The sequence below is a fragment of the Leifsonia aquatica H1aii genome (assembly GCF_000633535.1).
GTDB lineage: Bacteria > Actinomycetota > Actinomycetes > Actinomycetales > Microbacteriaceae > Leifsonia > Leifsonia aquatica_A.
In genome coordinates this window covers 74,760-89,344 of record NZ_AYMR01000018.1, presented here as the reverse complement: position 1 = coordinate 89,344, position 14,585 = coordinate 74,760, and the positions used below count along the sequence as shown (strand labels likewise).

Here is a 14,585-nt window from a genome sequence, read left to right as displayed (position 1 = left end):
AGCGGTGCCGGGCTCAGCGCCGGACATACCGCAGCAGCAGGGTGTCCCCGCTCCGGAGCACGTGCGCCAGCTCCAGCTCCACCGGCACCCCCGGGGCGGCCCCCGTCGCGATGCGGGAGGCGGTCCCGGCCACGAGCAGGGGGCTGACGGTCAGGCAGAGCTCGTCGACGGCGCCCGTGGCGACGAGATCGCCGAACAGGTGCGGGCCTCCCTCGCAGTGGATGCGGGTCAGGCCGCGCTCCGCGAGGACGGCGACCATCGCGGCAGGGTCGACGCGGTCGACGCCGCAGACCAGCACGTCGGCCACGGCCGCGAGAGCCGCGCGCTTCTCGGGCGCGGCGGTCTCCGCGGTGACGACGATCGGCCGTACCGGCGCATCGGCGAAGAGCGGGTCGGCCGGGTCGAGGTCGAGTCCGGCCGAGACCACGGCGAAGACGGGCTGCTCGCCGAGCCCGGCGGCGGCGGCGCGGGCACGCTGGGAGGCGCGGTCGACACGCATCGGCCCGTACCCCTCCGCGCGAACGGTGCCCGCTCCGACCACGACGACGTCGCAGAACCGGCGCAGGAGGTCGAAGACGCGGTGATCGGCGTCGTCGCCCAGCCCGGCGGAGAGTCCCTGCACCGTGGCCGCGCCGTCCGCGCTGCTCACGAAGTTGACCCGCAGCCAGGGCGAGCGCCGCGGCGCGTCGTACAGCGCGGCGAGGTCGTCGTCGCTCAACGCGTCCGTCGCGGCGTCCCCCTGCGCGGCCCTCTCCTGCGTCGGGGCGGGGAACAGCCGGACGATGGCGGCGTCACTCATTCACGTCTCCCATGTTGTGCCGGAGGTAGGCGGGGGCGCGCAGCCCGAGGATCGCCTCCGTCATCCGGGCCGCCGCCACCGAGGCGTGCACGTCGTGCATCCGGATGATCCGCGCGCCGTTGACGATCGAGACCACCGCTGCGGCGATCGAGCCCGCCCCGCGTTCGCTCCGCGGCGCGTCCAGCGTCTCGCCGATGAAGTCCTTGTTCGAGACCGCGGCGAGGGTGGGGTAGCCGAGGTCGGCGATCTCGGCCAGGCGACGGGTGAGCTCCAGCGAGTGCAGCGTGTTCTTGTTCAGGTCGTGGCCGGGGTCGATGATGATCCGCTCCTCCGGCACGCCCGCGGCGAGGGCGAGGTCGACGCGGTCGAGGAGGAACTCCGCGACATCGGCGACGACATCCCCGTACTGCGGCCGGGGGTAGACGGTGCGGGGCCGGGCGAGGCTGTGGGTGATGACGAGGGTGGCGTCGCTGTCGGCGACCACGTGCGCCAGCTCCGGGTCGCTCAGACCGGTCGTGTCGTTCACGACGGTCGCCCCGGCGTCGATGGAGGCGCGGGCGACCCGGGAGTGGAAGGTGTCGACCGAGATGACCACGTCGGAGCCCGCCCGGAGCCGGGTGACGACCGGCACGACGCGCTCGATCTCGTCCTCCACCGGAACCGGCTCACCGGGGGCGAACGGAGCCCCGCCGATGTCGACCCAGTCGGCGCCCAGCGCGACGGCCTCGAAGCAGGCGTCGACCGCCGCATCCAGCGCATACGTGCGGCCCTGGTCGAAGAAGGAGTCGGGGGTGCGGTTCACCACCGCCATCACGGCGACCTGGCGGGAGAAGTCGAACGTGCGCGCGCCGATGGTGCGGACGGGCAGACGGAGGGGAGGCAGGTACGGGTCAGAGCGCGGCAAGGTCCACGCTCTCGTCCGTCAGGCGGGCGGGGTCGAGGCGGTCGCCGGTGCGGATGAGGCGCTGGATGTCGTCCTGCACGTCCCACACGTTGACGTTCATGCCGGCGACGACACGGTCGTCGCGCAGCCAGAACGCGATGAACTCGCGCGCGTCCACGTCGCCGCGGTAGACGACGCGGGCGCCGGCCGCGAGCGGTGCGTATCCCGAGTACTCCATGCCCAGATCGTATTGGTCGGAGTAGACGTACGGGATGTCGTCGTAGCTCGCGCGCTCCCCCAGGATGCTGCGCGCGGCCACCGTTCCGCCGGCGATGGCGTTGGCCCAATGCTCGTTGCGCAGGTGGCGGCCGATGGCGGGCAGGAACGGGTTGGCCAGGTCGCCGACGGCGTAGACGTCCTCGGCGGAGGTGCGCATCCCCTTGTCGGTGAGCACGCCGTTCTGGAGGGCGAGGCCGGAGCGCTCGGCGACGAGCACGTCCGGCGTGGCGCCCACTCCGGCCACGACGAGGTCGGCGGGGAGGCGCTCGCCCGAGGCCAGCACGACCGCGTGACCGGCGCCGCCCTCCACCGCGGCGACCGCGCCGGTGACGAAGCGGACGCCGTGGTCGCGGTGCAGCTGCTCGAAGACGCCGCCGAGTTCGCGACCGATCGCGCCGGCGAGCGGGACCTCCTGGCGGCCCACGACGGTCACCTCGTTGTCGTAGCCGCGCGCGGCGGCGGCGACCTCCATCCCGATCCAGCCGGACCCGACGATCACCACCCGCCGGCCACCGACCTCCAGCGCCGCGTACAGCCGCTGGCTGTCCTCGATGGTGCGCAGGCGCAGCACGTCGCCGCCGCCGCTGCCCGGCACGTCCAGGGAGCGGGGCTTCGCGCCGGTGGCGAGCACCAGGCTGTCGTAGGTGATCCGGGCGCCGCCGTCCAGGAACAGCTCGTGCGCGGCGGGGTCGAAGGACCCGGCCGCGGTGCCGGGCAGGAACTCGACGTCGTGCTCGGGATACCACTCCCCGGGCTTCACGTAGGTGTCACCGACGTCGCCCTCGCCCTTCAGGTACTCCTTCGACAGCGGCGGGCGGATGTAGGGGTGGTGGTCCTCCGCGCCGAGCAGGAGGATGCGGCCGGCGAAACCGCGCTCGCGCAGCTCGACCGCGGTCGTCGCTCCGGCGAGACCGGCCCCGGCGATGACGACGGTGGGATTGGTCATTCCCTCAGCATCCACGTATCGCACGGCCTGCGCCAGCCCCTCACGTAGGCCGCACCCCACGCGCTCACAGGTAGGACACAGCTGCCGCGCAGATACTAGGCACCATGAACGCCGGACCTCGCATTCTCATCGTCGACGACGAGCCGAACATCCGCGATCTGCTGACCACGAGCCTCCGTTTCGCCGGCTTCGCCGTGCGTGCGGTCGGCAACGGGGCGCAGGCGATCTCCGCGGTCCTCGAAGAGGAGCCAGACCTCATCATCCTCGACGTCATGCTGCCCGACATGAACGGCTTCGGCGTCACCAAGCGACTCCGCGGCGCGGGCTACACTGCGCCCATCCTGTTCCTCACCGCGAAGGACGACACCGAGGACAAGATCACCGGCCTCACGGTCGGCGGCGACGACTACGTCACCAAGCCGTTCAGCCTCGACGAGATCGTCGCGCGCATCAAGGCCATCCTCCGCCGCACCATGCAGGCCGACGAGGACGCGGTCATCCGCGCCGGCGAGCTGACCATGGACCAGGACACCCACGAGGTGTTCGTCGGCGACACCCCGATCGAGCTCAGCCCGACCGAGTTCAAGCTGCTGCGCTACCTGATGCTCAACCCGAACCGTGTGCTCTCGAAGGCGCAGATCCTCGACCACGTCTGGGAGTACGACTTCAACGGCGACGCGGGCATCGTGGAGTCGTACATCTCGTACCTCCGCCGCAAGGTGGACGCGCACTCCAGCGAGCCGCTCATCCAGACCAAGCGCGGATTCGGCTACATGCTCAAGGCCGCCAAGGCGTGACTTCCGGGTCGCGCCCGGGCGCACCGGGAGCGCACAGCATGCGCTGCGTAGACTGACGGCCTGATGCATTCTCGCCTGCTCGATCGCTGGAACTCGATCTCCCTGCGCACCAAGATCACGGGTGTCACCGTGCTCATGCTGACGCTGGGGCTGCTCGTGACGGGCATCGGCACGATGTCGATGCTCAAGCCGGTGCTGCTCGACCAGCTGGATGCGCAGCTCTCGGCGGCGTCGGGCGCGTCCTACCTCAACACCTACCTGTACGGCACGTCGTCGGACAGCGAGAAGATCGCCTCCGACGCCAGCCCGTCGGACTACTTCGCGGCCCTGTACGACTCCGAGGGCAACCTCGTGCGGACCAACTGGACCAACATCCCCGCCTCGCACCGCCCAGCCGTGCCCGACACCCTCAGCGTCGCCGAGGGCAAGAAGCTGCCCGCCGGCGGCTACCCGCTGCAGAGCAACGACGGACACACCACCTACCGCGCGCTCGCGCAGACGGTGACGCTGACGAACCCGCCCGGCGCGCTCGGCACGGCCATCGTCGCGACCACGACCACGCAGATCGACACGGTGATGGCGAGCTTCCTCGCGATCTTCCTCGGCTTCGGCGTCATCGTGATCATCGTCGGGGCCGGCCTCACCCGCATGCTCGTGACGACGACCTTCCAGCCGCTGCGGGAGGTGGAGCAGACGGCCGCGCGCATCGCCGACGGCGACTTCAGCCAGCGACTCGGCGGTGCCACCCCGAACACGGAGGTCGGCCGGCTCAACCGCTCCCTCAACACCATGCTCAACCGGATCGATCGCGCCTTCAGCGACCGCGCACGCACGATCGACCAGATGCGGCGCTTCGTCGGCGACGCCTCCCACGAGCTGCGCACGCCGCTGGTCTCGGTGCGCGGCTACGCCGAGCTGTACCGGATGGGCGCCCTGCAGACCCCGGAGGACGTCGCCCAGGCGATGGATCGCATCGAGAAGGAGGCGATCCGGATGGGCATCCTCGTGGAGGACCTCCTCGAGCTCGCCCGCCTCGACGAGGCCAAGCCGCTCGACCTGCACGCCGTCGACCTCGTGCGCATCGCGCAGGACGCCGCGATGGATGCCATGGCCGGCTCCCCCGGCCGCGTCGTCACGGTGCTCACGCCCGACCCGGTTCCGGCGCCGCCGCGCACGGCGGAGGACGACGAGCCGACGCTGGACACCGTCCCGATGCCGCTCTCGGAGCTGCCGACCACGACCGCGCCGGGCAAGGTGTCGAACGCGACAGGGCCGATCGCCTTCGCGGGCTCGGCCCTCGCCCGTCTGCGCCGCAACCGGCCGCGGCGCGGCACCGGACCCGTCCCCATCGTGACGTCCGAGAAGGTCGTGCTGACCCAGCCGGTGGCCGCCGAACCCGCGATCGTGCTGGCGGAGGAGAACAAGCTGCGCCAGGTCGTCACCAACCTGATGGGCAACGCCCTGCGCTACACCCCGGTCGACAGCCCGATCGAGATCGCGGTGCAGATCGACCACCGCACCGAGCGCGCCGCGCTGGAGGTGCGGGACCACGGCGAGGGCATCCCGCCGCAGATCCGCGAGAAGATCTTCCAGCGCTTCTGGCGCGCCGACACCTCCCGCGCCCGGGAGACCGGCGGCAGCGGCCTGGGGCTCGCGATCGTCTCCTCCATCGTCGCCGCGCACAACGGGTCGGTGGAGGTCGTGGAGACCGAGGGAGGCGGCGCCACCTTCCGGGTGACCCTGCCGCTGGCGGGCTCCGCCGCCGCACCGAAGCCGCTGGCGGTGTAGCCGCCCGCTCCCGCGTGGGGTCCGGCGCCGCGTGCGCGGTGCAGCGGGACGACCGCGGTGCGGCGCCGCGCCGCGGTCGTCCCGGAGAGCAGCGGTCGCCGGGTCAGGGGTGGGCGGCGGCCCACTGGACGAGGGCGAGAGAGCGGGACCAGTCGGTGTCGCTCGACCGGAACTCGATCCAGCGGCCGTCGACCACCGCGTCGACCGCGGCGAAGGATCTGTCGTCGACCGCGCCGCTCCAGACGAGCACCGGGTGGTCCTCGCCATTCACCGTGATCGTCTCGCTGTGTGCGGTCGCATCCTCGGCGAGCACGGCGGCGCGGTAGGCGTCATAGACGCCGGGCGCGGCGGGCAGCACCGAGAGGCTGCCCAGGTATGCAGCGGCGGTGCCGTCATCCGGCCGGAAAGCGCACATCGCCGCTCCCCCGACCTGGAAGACGGCGTCGCGCAGCCGGAACGCTTCGTCCGCGTCGACCGGCGTCGCAGCGGGACGGTCGAAGGTCGTGCGGACCTGGGCGAGCAATTCCTGCGCCGAGCAGTCGACGACTCCGCCCGTCGCAGCGGGAGGGGCGGAGGCGACCGCCGCCGCGACGAGAGGAAGCATCCGCTGCACCGCGTCGTGGAAGCCCGCCTCGGTGAGCCCGGGCACGGCGCCGGCGGCGAGGCCGACCGCGAGCCAGGCATCGCCGACGAGCACGTTCGTCCGGCACTGCACTGCGGGCGTCAGCGAGCAGTCGCCGCCGAGGGAGACCCCACCCGCATAGTCCGCACCCGGCGTGGCGGTGTCGGGATGGGCCGCCGCGAGCCGCGCCCACGCCTGCGCCGCGTGCGGGAGCACCTGGACCGTCAGCTCCTCCTTCCCGTGTGCCCACCGGCAGCCGTCACCTCCGACGGCGCGCAGCGCGAGGGCGCCGACTGCGGCGTTCGACGCGGTGATCGATGCGTTCGCTCCGGCGGTATCGCGGACCACCGCGGCGTCCGGACCGAGGAGCGACGCGAGGTCGCCGCTCGCGACGACCGCAGTGCAGTCGAGGGCGAAGGCCGCCGGAGTGGGGATCGGGGTCGCGGTGGTCCGGGTCGTACCGCCCGGATCGGGGAGGCCGAGGACTGAGCACCCGCTCAGCGCGAGGGCGACGAGCGCGGCGGCCACCCCGGCCGTGACGCAACCTGTCGGTATCCGGCCCATCGATCTCTCCTCTATTCCCGACGCGGTATACAACGCCCGCTCCCTTGGGAGAAGGCTAGCGAGCGGTCGGTCCAGCATGAACGCGACCCGCATAACGGTGCCATATCGAAACGACACGAGGGCGCCTCCCTTGCGGGAGACGCCCTCGTGATCAGCGCGTGAGAAGACTCGACGCGGCGGGACTCAGAAGTCCATGCCGCCCGTCGGGTCGCCGACCGGAGCCGGGTTCTTCTCGGGCTTGTCGGCGACGACGGCCTCGGTGGTGAGGAAGAGGCCGGCGATCGACGCGGCGTTCTGCAGCGCCGAGCGGGTCACCTTCACCGGGTCGTTGATGCCGGAGGCCAGCATGTCGACGTACTCGCCGGTCGCGGCGTTGAGGCCGTGGCCGACCGGGAGGTTGCGGACCTTCTCGACGACGACGCCGGCCTCGAGGCCCGCGTTGATCGCGATCTGCTTCAGCGGGGCCTCGATGGCGACCTTGACGATGTTCGCACCGGTGGCCTCGTCACCGACGAGCTCCAGCTTCTCGAAGGCGAGCTTGCCGGCCTGGATGAGGGCCACGCCACCACCGGCGACGATGCCCTCCTCGACGGCGGCCTTCGCGTTGCGGACGGCGTCCTCGATGCGGTGCTTGCGCTCCTTGAGCTCGACCTCGGTGGCCGCGCCCGCCTTGATGACGGCCACGCCGCCGGCGAGCTTGGCGAGGCGCTCCTGCAGCTTCTCGCGGTCGTAGTCGCTGTCGGTGGCGTCGATCTCGTTGCGGATCTGGGCCACGCGGCCGGCGATCTGCTCCGGGTCGCCGGCGCCCTCGACGATGGTGGTCTCGTCCTTGGTGATGACGACCTTGCGGGCCTGACCGAGCAGGTCGAGGGTGACGTTCTCGAGCTTGAGGCCGACCTCCTCGGAGATGACCTGGCCGCCGGTGAGGATCGCGATGTCCTGCAGCATGGCCTTGCGACGGTCGCCGAAGCCCGGAGCCTTGACGGCGACGGACTTGAAGATGCCGCGGATCTTGTTGACGATCAGGGTCGCGAGCGCCTCGCCGTCGACGTCCTCAGCGATGATGAGGAGCTGCTTGTTGGCCTGGATGACCTTGTCGACGATCGGGAGCAGGTCCTTGATCGAGGAGACCTTCTGGTTGACGATCAGGATGTACGGGTCCTCGAACACCGCCTCCTGGCGGTCCTGGTCGGTGACGAAGTACTGCGACAGGAAGCCCTTGTCGAAGCGCATGCCCTCGGTCAGCTCGAGCTCGGTGCCGAAGGTGTTCGACTCCTCGACGGTGACGACGCCCTCCTTGCCGACCTTGTCGATCGCCTCGGCGATGATCTCGCCGATCGTGGTGTCGCCGGCGGAGATGGACGCGGTGGCCGCGATCTCGGCCTTGGTCTCGACCTCCTTGGCGCTGGTGATGAGCTCCTCGGTGACCGCGGCGACGGCCTTCTCGATGCCGCGCTTGAGGGTGATCGGGTCGGCGCCGGCCGCGACGTTGCGCAGGCCTTCCTTGACGAGCGCCTGGGCGAGGACGGTCGCGGTGGTGGTTCCGTCACCGGCGACGTCGTCGGTCTTCTTGGCGACCTCCTTGACGAGCTCCGCGCCGATCTTCTCGTACGGGTCGTCGAGCTCGATCTCCTTCGCGATGGAGACACCGTCGTTCGTGATGGTGGGAGCGCCCCACTTCTTCTCGAGGACGACGTTGCGACCGCGCGGGCCGAGGGTCACCTTGACCGTGTCGGCCAGGATGTTCAGGCCGCGCTCGAGGCCGCGACGCGCGTCCTCGTTGAAAGCAATGATCTTTGCCATGTGTTTCTCGTCCCTCCCGGACGTCTGCGAAAGATTCGGTCTATTAGCACTCGATCAGATGGAGTGCTAAAGCGATTCTGGCACTCGCTGCGGTGGAGTGCAAGACGAGGGAGGGTGGTGCCGCGTCGACGTCGCGGCGGGACGACGGTGCGCGGGGCGTCACTGCCCCGCGCACGCGGAAGCGCCGCCCCGAGAGGCGGCGCTCCACTCGTCGATTCGCTGGGTTCTAGGCCAGGCGCACAGACTCGGCCTGGGGACCTTTGTTCCCCGAACCGACCTCGAAGACGACCTGCTGGCCTTCTTCGAGGACCTTGTACCCGGACATGTCAATTGCGGAGTAATGAACGAAAACGTCCTGTCCTCCCTCATCGACGGTGATGAATCCGTAGCCCTTTTCAGCGTTGAACCACTTCACGGTTCCGTTCGCCATGCATTACTCCCATTGCTGTGTCGCGGGCGCGGTCCAGCGCCGCGCGTTGGACCGATACTAATGCTTGGAATACGGGTAATTGCCAGCTTTTTTGTGAAACCGTTACCAATTCCGTCGAAAGTTAAACACGCCGGAAACAAAGGGATCCGTGGGGTGCCGAACCGGCCGCCGACCCGGCGGCGGCGTCACCCGGTGTAGTCGGAGCCGACGACCACCGTGATGTCGGCCCCGGTGTCTGCGAAGTCCTGAGTGTTCTGGATGGTCGCGCCGGGCAGCGACTGAGCGACGCCGAGGGCCGCGGCCTCCTTGGCCGGGTCGGCGTAGTAGACGACCGTCTGGGTCAGGTTGGTCATGTCGGCGTTCGCGACGGCCCCGACCTTCCACCCCGCGGCTGTGAGCACCTCCCCCACCTTCGTGCCGAGGCCGGTGGTCGGCGTGCCGTTGAGCACGTTCACCGACAGATTCGGGTCGACCGTCGGCTGGACGGTCGGCGTCGGGGTCGGCGTCGGGGTGGGGGTGCTCGACGGCGTGGACCCGTTGAACGAGATCGCGCCGTTGACGAGCGAGAGGCCGAAGATCCCGGCACCGACGAGGATGACGGTCGCCAGCGCGGCCCAGCCGACCACGATCCAGCCGCGGCCGCGGGGGCGAGGGGCACGGTGCGCGCCGACGCGCTGGATGTCGCCCGGAATCTCGTCGAAACGGTCGCGGGGGTGCTTGTCTGCCATCGTGTGGTGGTTTCCTCGGGGGTCAGTCGTCGGAGGGGAGGGTCCTGGTCCGGCGGGCGGCCTGCCGCGTCTCGCGGAGCCGGAGCAGCCGCTTGACGAGCATCGGGTCGTGCGTGAGGGCGGCCGGGCGATCGATCAGGGCTCCGAGGAGCTGATAGTACCGCGCGGCGGACAGGCCGAACTCCTCGCGGATGGCCTGCTCTTTGGCGCCGGCATGCCGCCACCATTGGCGTTCGAAGGCGAGGATCGCGACGTCGCGTTCGCTCAGCTCGGAGCGCCGGGGCTCGGCCCCATGATGCTCTGCAGCCTCGGCCACGCGCGTGCCGCCTTCCCTCGAACCGCCGCCTTCCGTTGAACGCTCGCCGCTCATCCTAGGTGCGGGGTCCTGTGTGTTGCCCGTTTGCCCCCGGCACGTCGCGCCTGAAACAGGGAACAGTCCACCCGTCGCTCCCGTTTAGGGTGTAGTCAGATCACCGAACCGCGCATGGAGGCACCGCAGATGGATTACCAGGTCTCGAAGACCGACGACCAGTGGCGTGAGGAGCTGAGCGACGAGCAGTACGCCGTGCTGCGCGAGGCCGGCACCGAGCGTCCGTGGACGGGCGAGCTGCTCGACGAGGGACGGGCCGGCCTCTACACCTGTGCGGCGTGCGACGCGGAGCTGTTCCAGTCCGGCACCAAGTTCGACAGCGGCTGCGGCTGGCCGAGCTTCTACGAGTCGGTGCGCCCGGAGGCGGTGCAGCTGATCGAGGACACGAGCCTGGGCATGGTGCGCACCGAGGTCCGCTGCGCGAACTGCGGCTCGCACCTGGGGCACGTCTTCCCGGACGGCTTCGGCACCCCCACCGGCGATCGCTACTGCATGAACTCCCTCTCGCTCGGGTTCACCCCGGACGCCGGATGAGCGACCTCGTCGCCCGGGTCGGCGCGCGCCGGTCCTACTCGCGCGTGACCGACACCGCTCCCACGCACGAGGAGTTGCTTCCCTTGGTGGCGGCCGCGGGCCGGGTCGCCGACCACAGCGCCCTGCACCCGTGGCGCGTGATCGAGTTGCGCGGCGATGCACGGCTGCGCCTCGGCCGGGCGTTCGCGAAGGACGCGAAGGCCCGCGGCTCCGAGGCGGAGAAGCTGGCGGCCAAGCCGCTGCGCGCCCCGCTGCTGCTGGCGATCGTCGCCGACCGCAAGAAGAGCAGCAAGGTGCCAGGGTGGGAGCAGGATGCGGTCGCCTCGGGCGTCGCGCACATGCTGAGCCTGCTGCTGCACGACGCGGGCTGGGGCGTCTTCTGGCGCACCGGACACCAGACACGCGTCAAGGCGGTGCACACGATGCACGGTCTGACGAAGAACGAACGGTTGCTCGGCTGGCTCTACGTCGGGGGGATCCCAGCGGGGAGCAAGGAGGGGCACCGCAAGCCGCTGGCGGCGGAGCGCTTCCTCAGCGTGCTCGACTGAGGCCGCCGCCGCGCACGCTCACTCGGCGGGGCGCCGCGAGCCCCAGCGGATGCTCGCCACACCGACCGCGACGATCGCGAGCAGCGTGCCTCCGATCGTGGAGAACGCCACGGGTGTGCTGGAGGTCGGCGCGAGCAGATCCAGCAGCAGGGCGGTCAGCAGCTGGCCGGCCACGGTCGCGAGGCCGAGCAGCAGCACTCCGGTGATCCTCACCAGGAGCGCCGCGCCCGCGATGAAGACGCATCCGATCGCCCCGCCGAAGTAGAGCCAGGGCTCGGTCGGCAGGGGCGCGGGCAGTCCGGCGAGCGCCCAGTGCACGAGCATCAGCACGACCAGCACCGTGGTGCCGACGAGGAAGTTGATGAAGGTCGCCGTCAGGGCGCTCTCCGCGACGACGCGGACCTGGCCGTTCACGGCCTGCTGCCATCCCATCCCGAGACCGGCGATGAGCGGGAGGAGCATCATCCACACGGGGACGCTGCCGCCGAACTGCGCCGAGACCGCCCAGGTGACGGCGAGCAACGCGATCACGGCACCGGCGATGCGGGCCGGGGTCAGCGGACGCCGGCCGCCCGGGCCGAGCCCGATCCGGTCCAGCACCAGTCCGCTGACGGTCTGGCCGGCGACGACCGAGACGGTGAAGAGGGCGACGCCCAGCAGCGCCGCCGTCAGACCCTGCGAGAGCACGAGGAACGAGCCGGCGGCGCCTCCGCAGACGTACCACCAGCGCAACTCGCCGCCGCGCAGCGCGTCGCGCACCCGGCCGAGTCCGCGCCGGCCGGCCGGGGCGATCGCCAGCGCGACGAGAAGGATGATCAGACCCGACCCGAACGAGATCGCGGCGGCCGTGAAGCCGTCGTCGAGACGGCGGCCGAGCTCCCCGTTGATGCGCGATTGGAGGGCGACGCCGGCCCCGCAGATCATCGCGATGACGAGCGCCAGCCAGAGGGGGAAGGTACGGGGTATCACTCCCCCAACACTATCTCCGGGTGCGCCGTGGAGTCGCGGACCGGTGCCGTGGCCGGCTCAGGGAGCGGGGGCTTCGCCGTCGCTCGGGCTCGGCTGCGGGAGCCAGTCGATGTTCTCCTCGGGGGCGACCAGCTTCTCCTCGCTGAGGTCGTAGTCGTCGCCGTTCTCGGTGCCGGGGTTCTTCTCGTCGGTCATGCGCTCAGCCTATGCCCGGGGTCGGGGAGGCGGGCGGCGGCGCGTCGGCCACCACGCCCAGCGGCGACTCGACCGCGTCGGCGATCTCGCGCAGGAAGCCGGCCGCGACGCCGCCGTCGGTCACCCGGTGGTCGAAGACGAGCGACAGCTGGGCGATGCGGCGCGGCACGATGGCGCCCTCCACCACCCACGGGCGCTCCAGGACCCTCCCGACTCCCAGGATCGCGACCTCGGGGTGGTTGATGATCGCGGCGCTCCCGTCGACGCCGAGGCTGCCGTAGTTGTTGATCGTGAACGTGGAGCCGGACAGCTCGCCCGGCGGCAGGGCGCCCTCCCGGGCCGCACGGGCCAGGCGGTCCAGCTCGGCGTCGACCTGCCGGACGGAGAGGGCGTCGGCCCGACGGATGACCGGGACGACCAGCCCGCGCGGGGTGTCGACCGCGATGCCGAGGTTCACGCCCTCGAAGGTCTCGAGTCCGGCGCCGTCGGCGGTGACCCGGCCGGCGAGCTCGGGCCGGCGGGCGAGGGCGGTGAGCGCGAAGCGGGCGATGAACGAGAGCAGGGAGGGTGCGCGCCCGTCGACGGCCAGCCGGCGGCGGCCGTTCCAGAGGTCGGTGGCGTCGACGTCCACCCACACCGTCGCCTCCGGGATCTCGGAACGGCTGCGCGACATCGTCTCGGCGACGGTGCGGCGGAAGCGGGAGAACGGCTCGGTGGCGCGCAGCGGCAACCCGGTGCGGGCGTCGCTGTTACGCACGGATGCGGTCTCGGACGCGGTGCCGGTGGCGAACGCGGCCTCGACGTCGGCACGGGTCACGACGCCTCCCTCGCCGGACGGCCGGAGCGCGGCGAGATCGACCCCGTGGGTGCGTGCGAGCGAGCGGACGACGGGCGAGCTCACCGGCACGATGCGCGGGACGGCGGCCTCCGCCGCGGGACGGCCGCCGGATCCCACGGGCACGCGGGCGCGGCGGGCGGAGCCGGTGACGTCGGTCGTGCCGTAGCCGACGAGCACGGCACCGGACCCCGTAGCGGCGACGGCCTCCGACGCCTCCTCGACCTCCAGCAGGGGCGCGCCGACGGCGATCGTCTCCCCTTCGTCGCCGTGCAGCGCCGCGACGACGCCGGCGAACGGCGACGGCACCTCCACGACCGACTTGGCCGTCTCCACCTCGGCGATCGGCTGGTCGACGGCGACGGTGTCCCCGCGGGCGACGAGCCAGCGCACCAGCTCCGCATCCGTGAGCCCCTCGCCCAGATCGGGCAGGGTGAAGACGCGCGCGGTCATGCGTCCTCCCACTGCAGGGAGTCGATCGCGTCGAGCACCCGGTCGACGCTCGGCAGGTAGTACGACTCGAGCTTCGGCGGCGCGAACGGAGTGTCGAAGCCGGTCACCCGGCGCACCGGCGCGAGCAGGTGATGGAAGCAGCGCTCCGACACCCGCGCGGCGATCTCGCTCGCCATGCTGGCGAAGCCGGGCGCCTCCGCGATGACCACCGCGCGACCGGTCGCCCGGACGGCGTCGCAGACGGTCTCGTCGTCGAACGGCACGAGGCTGCGCAGGTCGACCACCCCGACGCTGCGGCCCTGCTCGGCGGCGGCCTCCGCCGCGGCGAGCGCGACCGGCACCGACGGCCCGTAGGCGATCATGGTGGCGTCCGTGCCCGGGCGGGCGATGCGCGCGCGGCCGATCTCCGGAAGTGGGACCGCCGGATCCACCTCGCCCGTCGCCCAGTACAGCTTCTTCGGCTCCAGGAAGACCACCGGGTCGGGGTGGCGGATCGCCGCGCGCAGCAGACCGTAGGCGTCGGCGGGCGTGGCGGGCGAGACCACGGTGAGCCCCGGGGTGTGCGCGTAATAGGCCTCGGACGAGTCGGAGTGGTGCTCCACTCCCCCGATGCCGCCGGCGTAGGGGATGCGGATGACCATCGGCAGCCGCACCAGCCCGCGGGTGCGATTGCCCATCTTGGCCACGTGGTCGACGATCTGCTCGAACGCGGGATAGGCGAACGCGTCGAACTGCATCTCGACCACCGGACGCATCCCGTTCATGGCCATGCCGACGGCGGTGCCGACGATGCCGGCCTCCGCGAGCGGGGTGTCGAAGCAGCGGGTCTCGCCGAACCGGGCGGTGAGCCCGTCCGTGATCCGGAAGACTCCGCCGAGGGGTCCGACGTCCTCGCCGAAGACGAGCACGGCCGGGTCGGCGGCCAGCTCGTCGGCGAGCGCGCGGTTGAGCGCCTGCGCCATGCTGAGGCGCAGGACACCCGTCCCCTCGGCGGAGCGGTCGGCGGGCGCGTCGTGCATGAGCGTCATCGGGCGGCCTCCTC

At 71.4% G+C, this 14,585-nt stretch carries 16 protein-coding genes; 4 read left to right on the top strand and 12 right to left on the bottom strand.

The annotated features are described in order from the left end of the window. Positions 1–13: 13 nt before the first annotated feature. From U870_RS0116330 to U870_RS0116320, 3 genes are read right to left on the bottom strand one after another with little or no spacing between them, the layout of a single operon-like run. Positions 14–799, bottom strand: coding sequence for a pyrimidine reductase family protein (locus tag U870_RS0116330; RefSeq protein WP_025158450.1), 786 nt, complete (start codon positions 797–799; stop codon positions 14–16). Continuing rightward, a complete protein-coding gene (gene folP / locus U870_RS0116325; RefSeq protein WP_025158449.1) occupies positions 792–1,703 on the bottom strand; it encodes a dihydropteroate synthase in 912 nt (303 codons plus the stop codon). Before folP ends, U870_RS0116330 begins: the two co-directional genes overlap by 8 nt. Continuing rightward, a complete protein-coding gene (locus U870_RS0116320) occupies positions 1,690–2,907 on the bottom strand; it encodes an NAD(P)/FAD-dependent oxidoreductase (RefSeq protein ID WP_025158448.1) in 1,218 nt (405 codons plus the stop codon). The genes folP and U870_RS0116320 overlap by 14 nt, the downstream gene beginning before the upstream one ends. Positions 2,908–3,011: 104 nt before the next feature. On the opposite strand from U870_RS0116320, the gene U870_RS0116315 reads away from it, so the two are divergent. Continuing rightward, positions 3,012–3,704 carry a response regulator transcription factor gene (locus U870_RS0116315; RefSeq protein WP_018191755.1) on the top strand — a complete coding sequence of 231 codons (693 nt, stop codon included), beginning with the start codon at positions 3,012–3,014 and terminating at the stop codon, positions 3,702–3,704. Between the two features lie 63 nt (positions 3,705–3,767). Further along, a complete protein-coding gene (locus U870_RS0116310) occupies positions 3,768–5,492 on the top strand; it encodes a sensor histidine kinase (RefSeq protein WP_025158447.1) in 1,725 nt (574 codons plus the stop codon). A gap of 103 nt (positions 5,493–5,595) precedes the next feature. Here the strand turns inward: U870_RS0116310 and U870_RS0116305 are convergent, their stop codons facing one another. From U870_RS0116305 to U870_RS0116285, 5 genes are all read right to left on the bottom strand, one after another. Next, positions 5,596–6,678, bottom strand: a complete 1,083-nt coding sequence (locus tag U870_RS0116305; protein ID WP_162819166.1) for a hypothetical protein — start codon at positions 6,676–6,678, stop codon at positions 5,596–5,598. 183 nt (positions 6,679–6,861) lie between these two features. Then, the gene (groL, locus tag U870_RS0116300) at positions 6,862–8,481 is read right to left on the bottom strand and encodes a chaperonin GroEL (RefSeq protein WP_025158445.1); all 1,620 of its coding nucleotides are present in this window, start codon (positions 8,479–8,481) and stop codon (positions 6,862–6,864) included. A 226-nt stretch (positions 8,482–8,707) separates the two neighbouring features. Next, positions 8,708–8,911: a cold-shock protein gene (locus U870_RS0116295; RefSeq protein ID WP_025158444.1), complete on the bottom strand. Its 204-nt coding sequence runs from the start codon at positions 8,909–8,911 to the stop codon at positions 8,708–8,710. Positions 8,912–9,096: 185 nt separating this feature from the next. After that, positions 9,097–9,639 (bottom strand): LytR C-terminal domain-containing protein, encoded by a 543-nt coding sequence (locus tag U870_RS0116290; RefSeq protein ID WP_025158443.1) that lies wholly within the window; start codon positions 9,637–9,639, stop codon positions 9,097–9,099. A gap of 22 nt (positions 9,640–9,661) precedes the next feature. After that, positions 9,662–9,955 carry a DUF3263 domain-containing protein gene (locus tag U870_RS0116285; protein ID WP_025158442.1) on the bottom strand — a complete coding sequence of 98 codons (294 nt, stop codon included), beginning with the start codon at positions 9,953–9,955 and terminating at the stop codon, positions 9,662–9,664. Positions 9,956–10,138: 183 nt separating this feature from the next. Here U870_RS0116285 and msrB point away from each other — a divergent pair, with 183 nt between their 5' ends. After that, positions 10,139–10,543, top strand: a complete 405-nt coding sequence (msrB, locus tag U870_RS0116280) for a peptide-methionine (R)-S-oxide reductase MsrB (RefSeq protein WP_025158441.1) — start codon at positions 10,139–10,141, stop codon at positions 10,541–10,543. Then, entirely contained in the window at positions 10,540–11,091 is a 552-nt protein-coding gene (locus U870_RS0116275; protein WP_025158440.1) for a nitroreductase family protein, read from the top strand. Before msrB ends, U870_RS0116275 begins: the two co-directional genes overlap by 4 nt. A gap of 18 nt (positions 11,092–11,109) precedes the next feature. Here U870_RS0116275 and U870_RS0116270 read toward each other — a convergent pair whose 3' ends face one another. From U870_RS0116270 to U870_RS0116255, 4 genes are read right to left on the bottom strand one after another with little or no spacing between them, the layout of a single operon-like run. After that, positions 11,110–12,060 (bottom strand): DMT family transporter, encoded by a 951-nt coding sequence (locus U870_RS0116270; protein WP_025158439.1) that lies wholly within the window; start codon positions 12,058–12,060, stop codon positions 11,110–11,112. A gap of 57 nt (positions 12,061–12,117) precedes the next feature. Continuing rightward, positions 12,118–12,255 (bottom strand): hypothetical protein, encoded by a 138-nt coding sequence (locus U870_RS24680; protein WP_205288784.1) that lies wholly within the window; start codon positions 12,253–12,255, stop codon positions 12,118–12,120. 4 nt (positions 12,256–12,259) lie between these two features. Beyond that, a complete protein-coding gene (locus U870_RS0116260; protein ID WP_025158438.1) occupies positions 12,260–13,543 on the bottom strand; it encodes a dihydrolipoamide acetyltransferase family protein in 1,284 nt (427 codons plus the stop codon). Then, positions 13,540–14,571 carry an alpha-ketoacid dehydrogenase subunit beta gene (locus tag U870_RS0116255; RefSeq protein WP_025158437.1) on the bottom strand — a complete coding sequence of 344 codons (1,032 nt, stop codon included), beginning with the start codon at positions 14,569–14,571 and terminating at the stop codon, positions 13,540–13,542. The genes U870_RS0116260 and U870_RS0116255 overlap by 4 nt, the downstream gene beginning before the upstream one ends. Positions 14,572–14,585: the final 14 nt, after the last annotated feature.

What these genes read in the sequence shown, in the direction of transcription:
- groL (WP_025158445.1), bottom strand. Translation starts at nt 8,481, where the DNA reads ATGGCAAAGATCATTGCTTTCAACGAGGACGCGCGTCGCGGCCTCGAG.
- msrB (WP_025158441.1), top strand. Translation starts at nt 10,139, where the DNA reads ATGGATTACCAGGTCTCGAAGACCGACGACCAGTGGCGTGAGGAGCTG.
- U870_RS24680 (WP_205288784.1), bottom strand. Translation starts at nt 12,255, where the DNA reads ATGACCGACGAGAAGAACCCCGGCACCGAGAACGGCGACGACTACGAC.
- U870_RS0116290 (WP_025158443.1), bottom strand. Translation starts at nt 9,639, where the DNA reads ATGGCAGACAAGCACCCCCGCGACCGTTTCGACGAGATTCCGGGCGAC.
- U870_RS0116275 (WP_025158440.1), top strand. Translation starts at nt 10,540, where the DNA reads ATGAGCGACCTCGTCGCCCGGGTCGGCGCGCGCCGGTCCTACTCGCGC.
- U870_RS0116320 (WP_025158448.1), bottom strand. Translation starts at nt 2,907, where the DNA reads ATGACCAATCCCACCGTCGTCATCGCCGGGGCCGGTCTCGCCGGAGCG.
- U870_RS0116330 (WP_025158450.1), bottom strand. Translation starts at nt 799, where the DNA reads ATGAGTGACGCCGCCATCGTCCGGCTGTTCCCCGCCCCGACGCAGGAG.
- U870_RS0116255 (WP_025158437.1), bottom strand. Translation starts at nt 14,571, where the DNA reads ATGACGCTCATGCACGACGCGCCCGCCGACCGCTCCGCCGAGGGGACG.
- U870_RS0116315 (WP_018191755.1), top strand. Translation starts at nt 3,012, where the DNA reads ATGAACGCCGGACCTCGCATTCTCATCGTCGACGACGAGCCGAACATC.
- U870_RS0116260 (WP_025158438.1), bottom strand. Translation starts at nt 13,543, where the DNA reads ATGACCGCGCGCGTCTTCACCCTGCCCGATCTGGGCGAGGGGCTCACG.
- U870_RS0116295 (WP_025158444.1), bottom strand. Translation starts at nt 8,911, where the DNA reads ATGGCGAACGGAACCGTGAAGTGGTTCAACGCTGAAAAGGGCTACGGA.
- U870_RS0116305 (WP_162819166.1), bottom strand. Translation starts at nt 6,678, where the DNA reads ATGGGCCGGATACCGACAGGTTGCGTCACGGCCGGGGTGGCCGCCGCG.
- U870_RS0116310 (WP_025158447.1), top strand. Translation starts at nt 3,768, where the DNA reads ATGCATTCTCGCCTGCTCGATCGCTGGAACTCGATCTCCCTGCGCACC.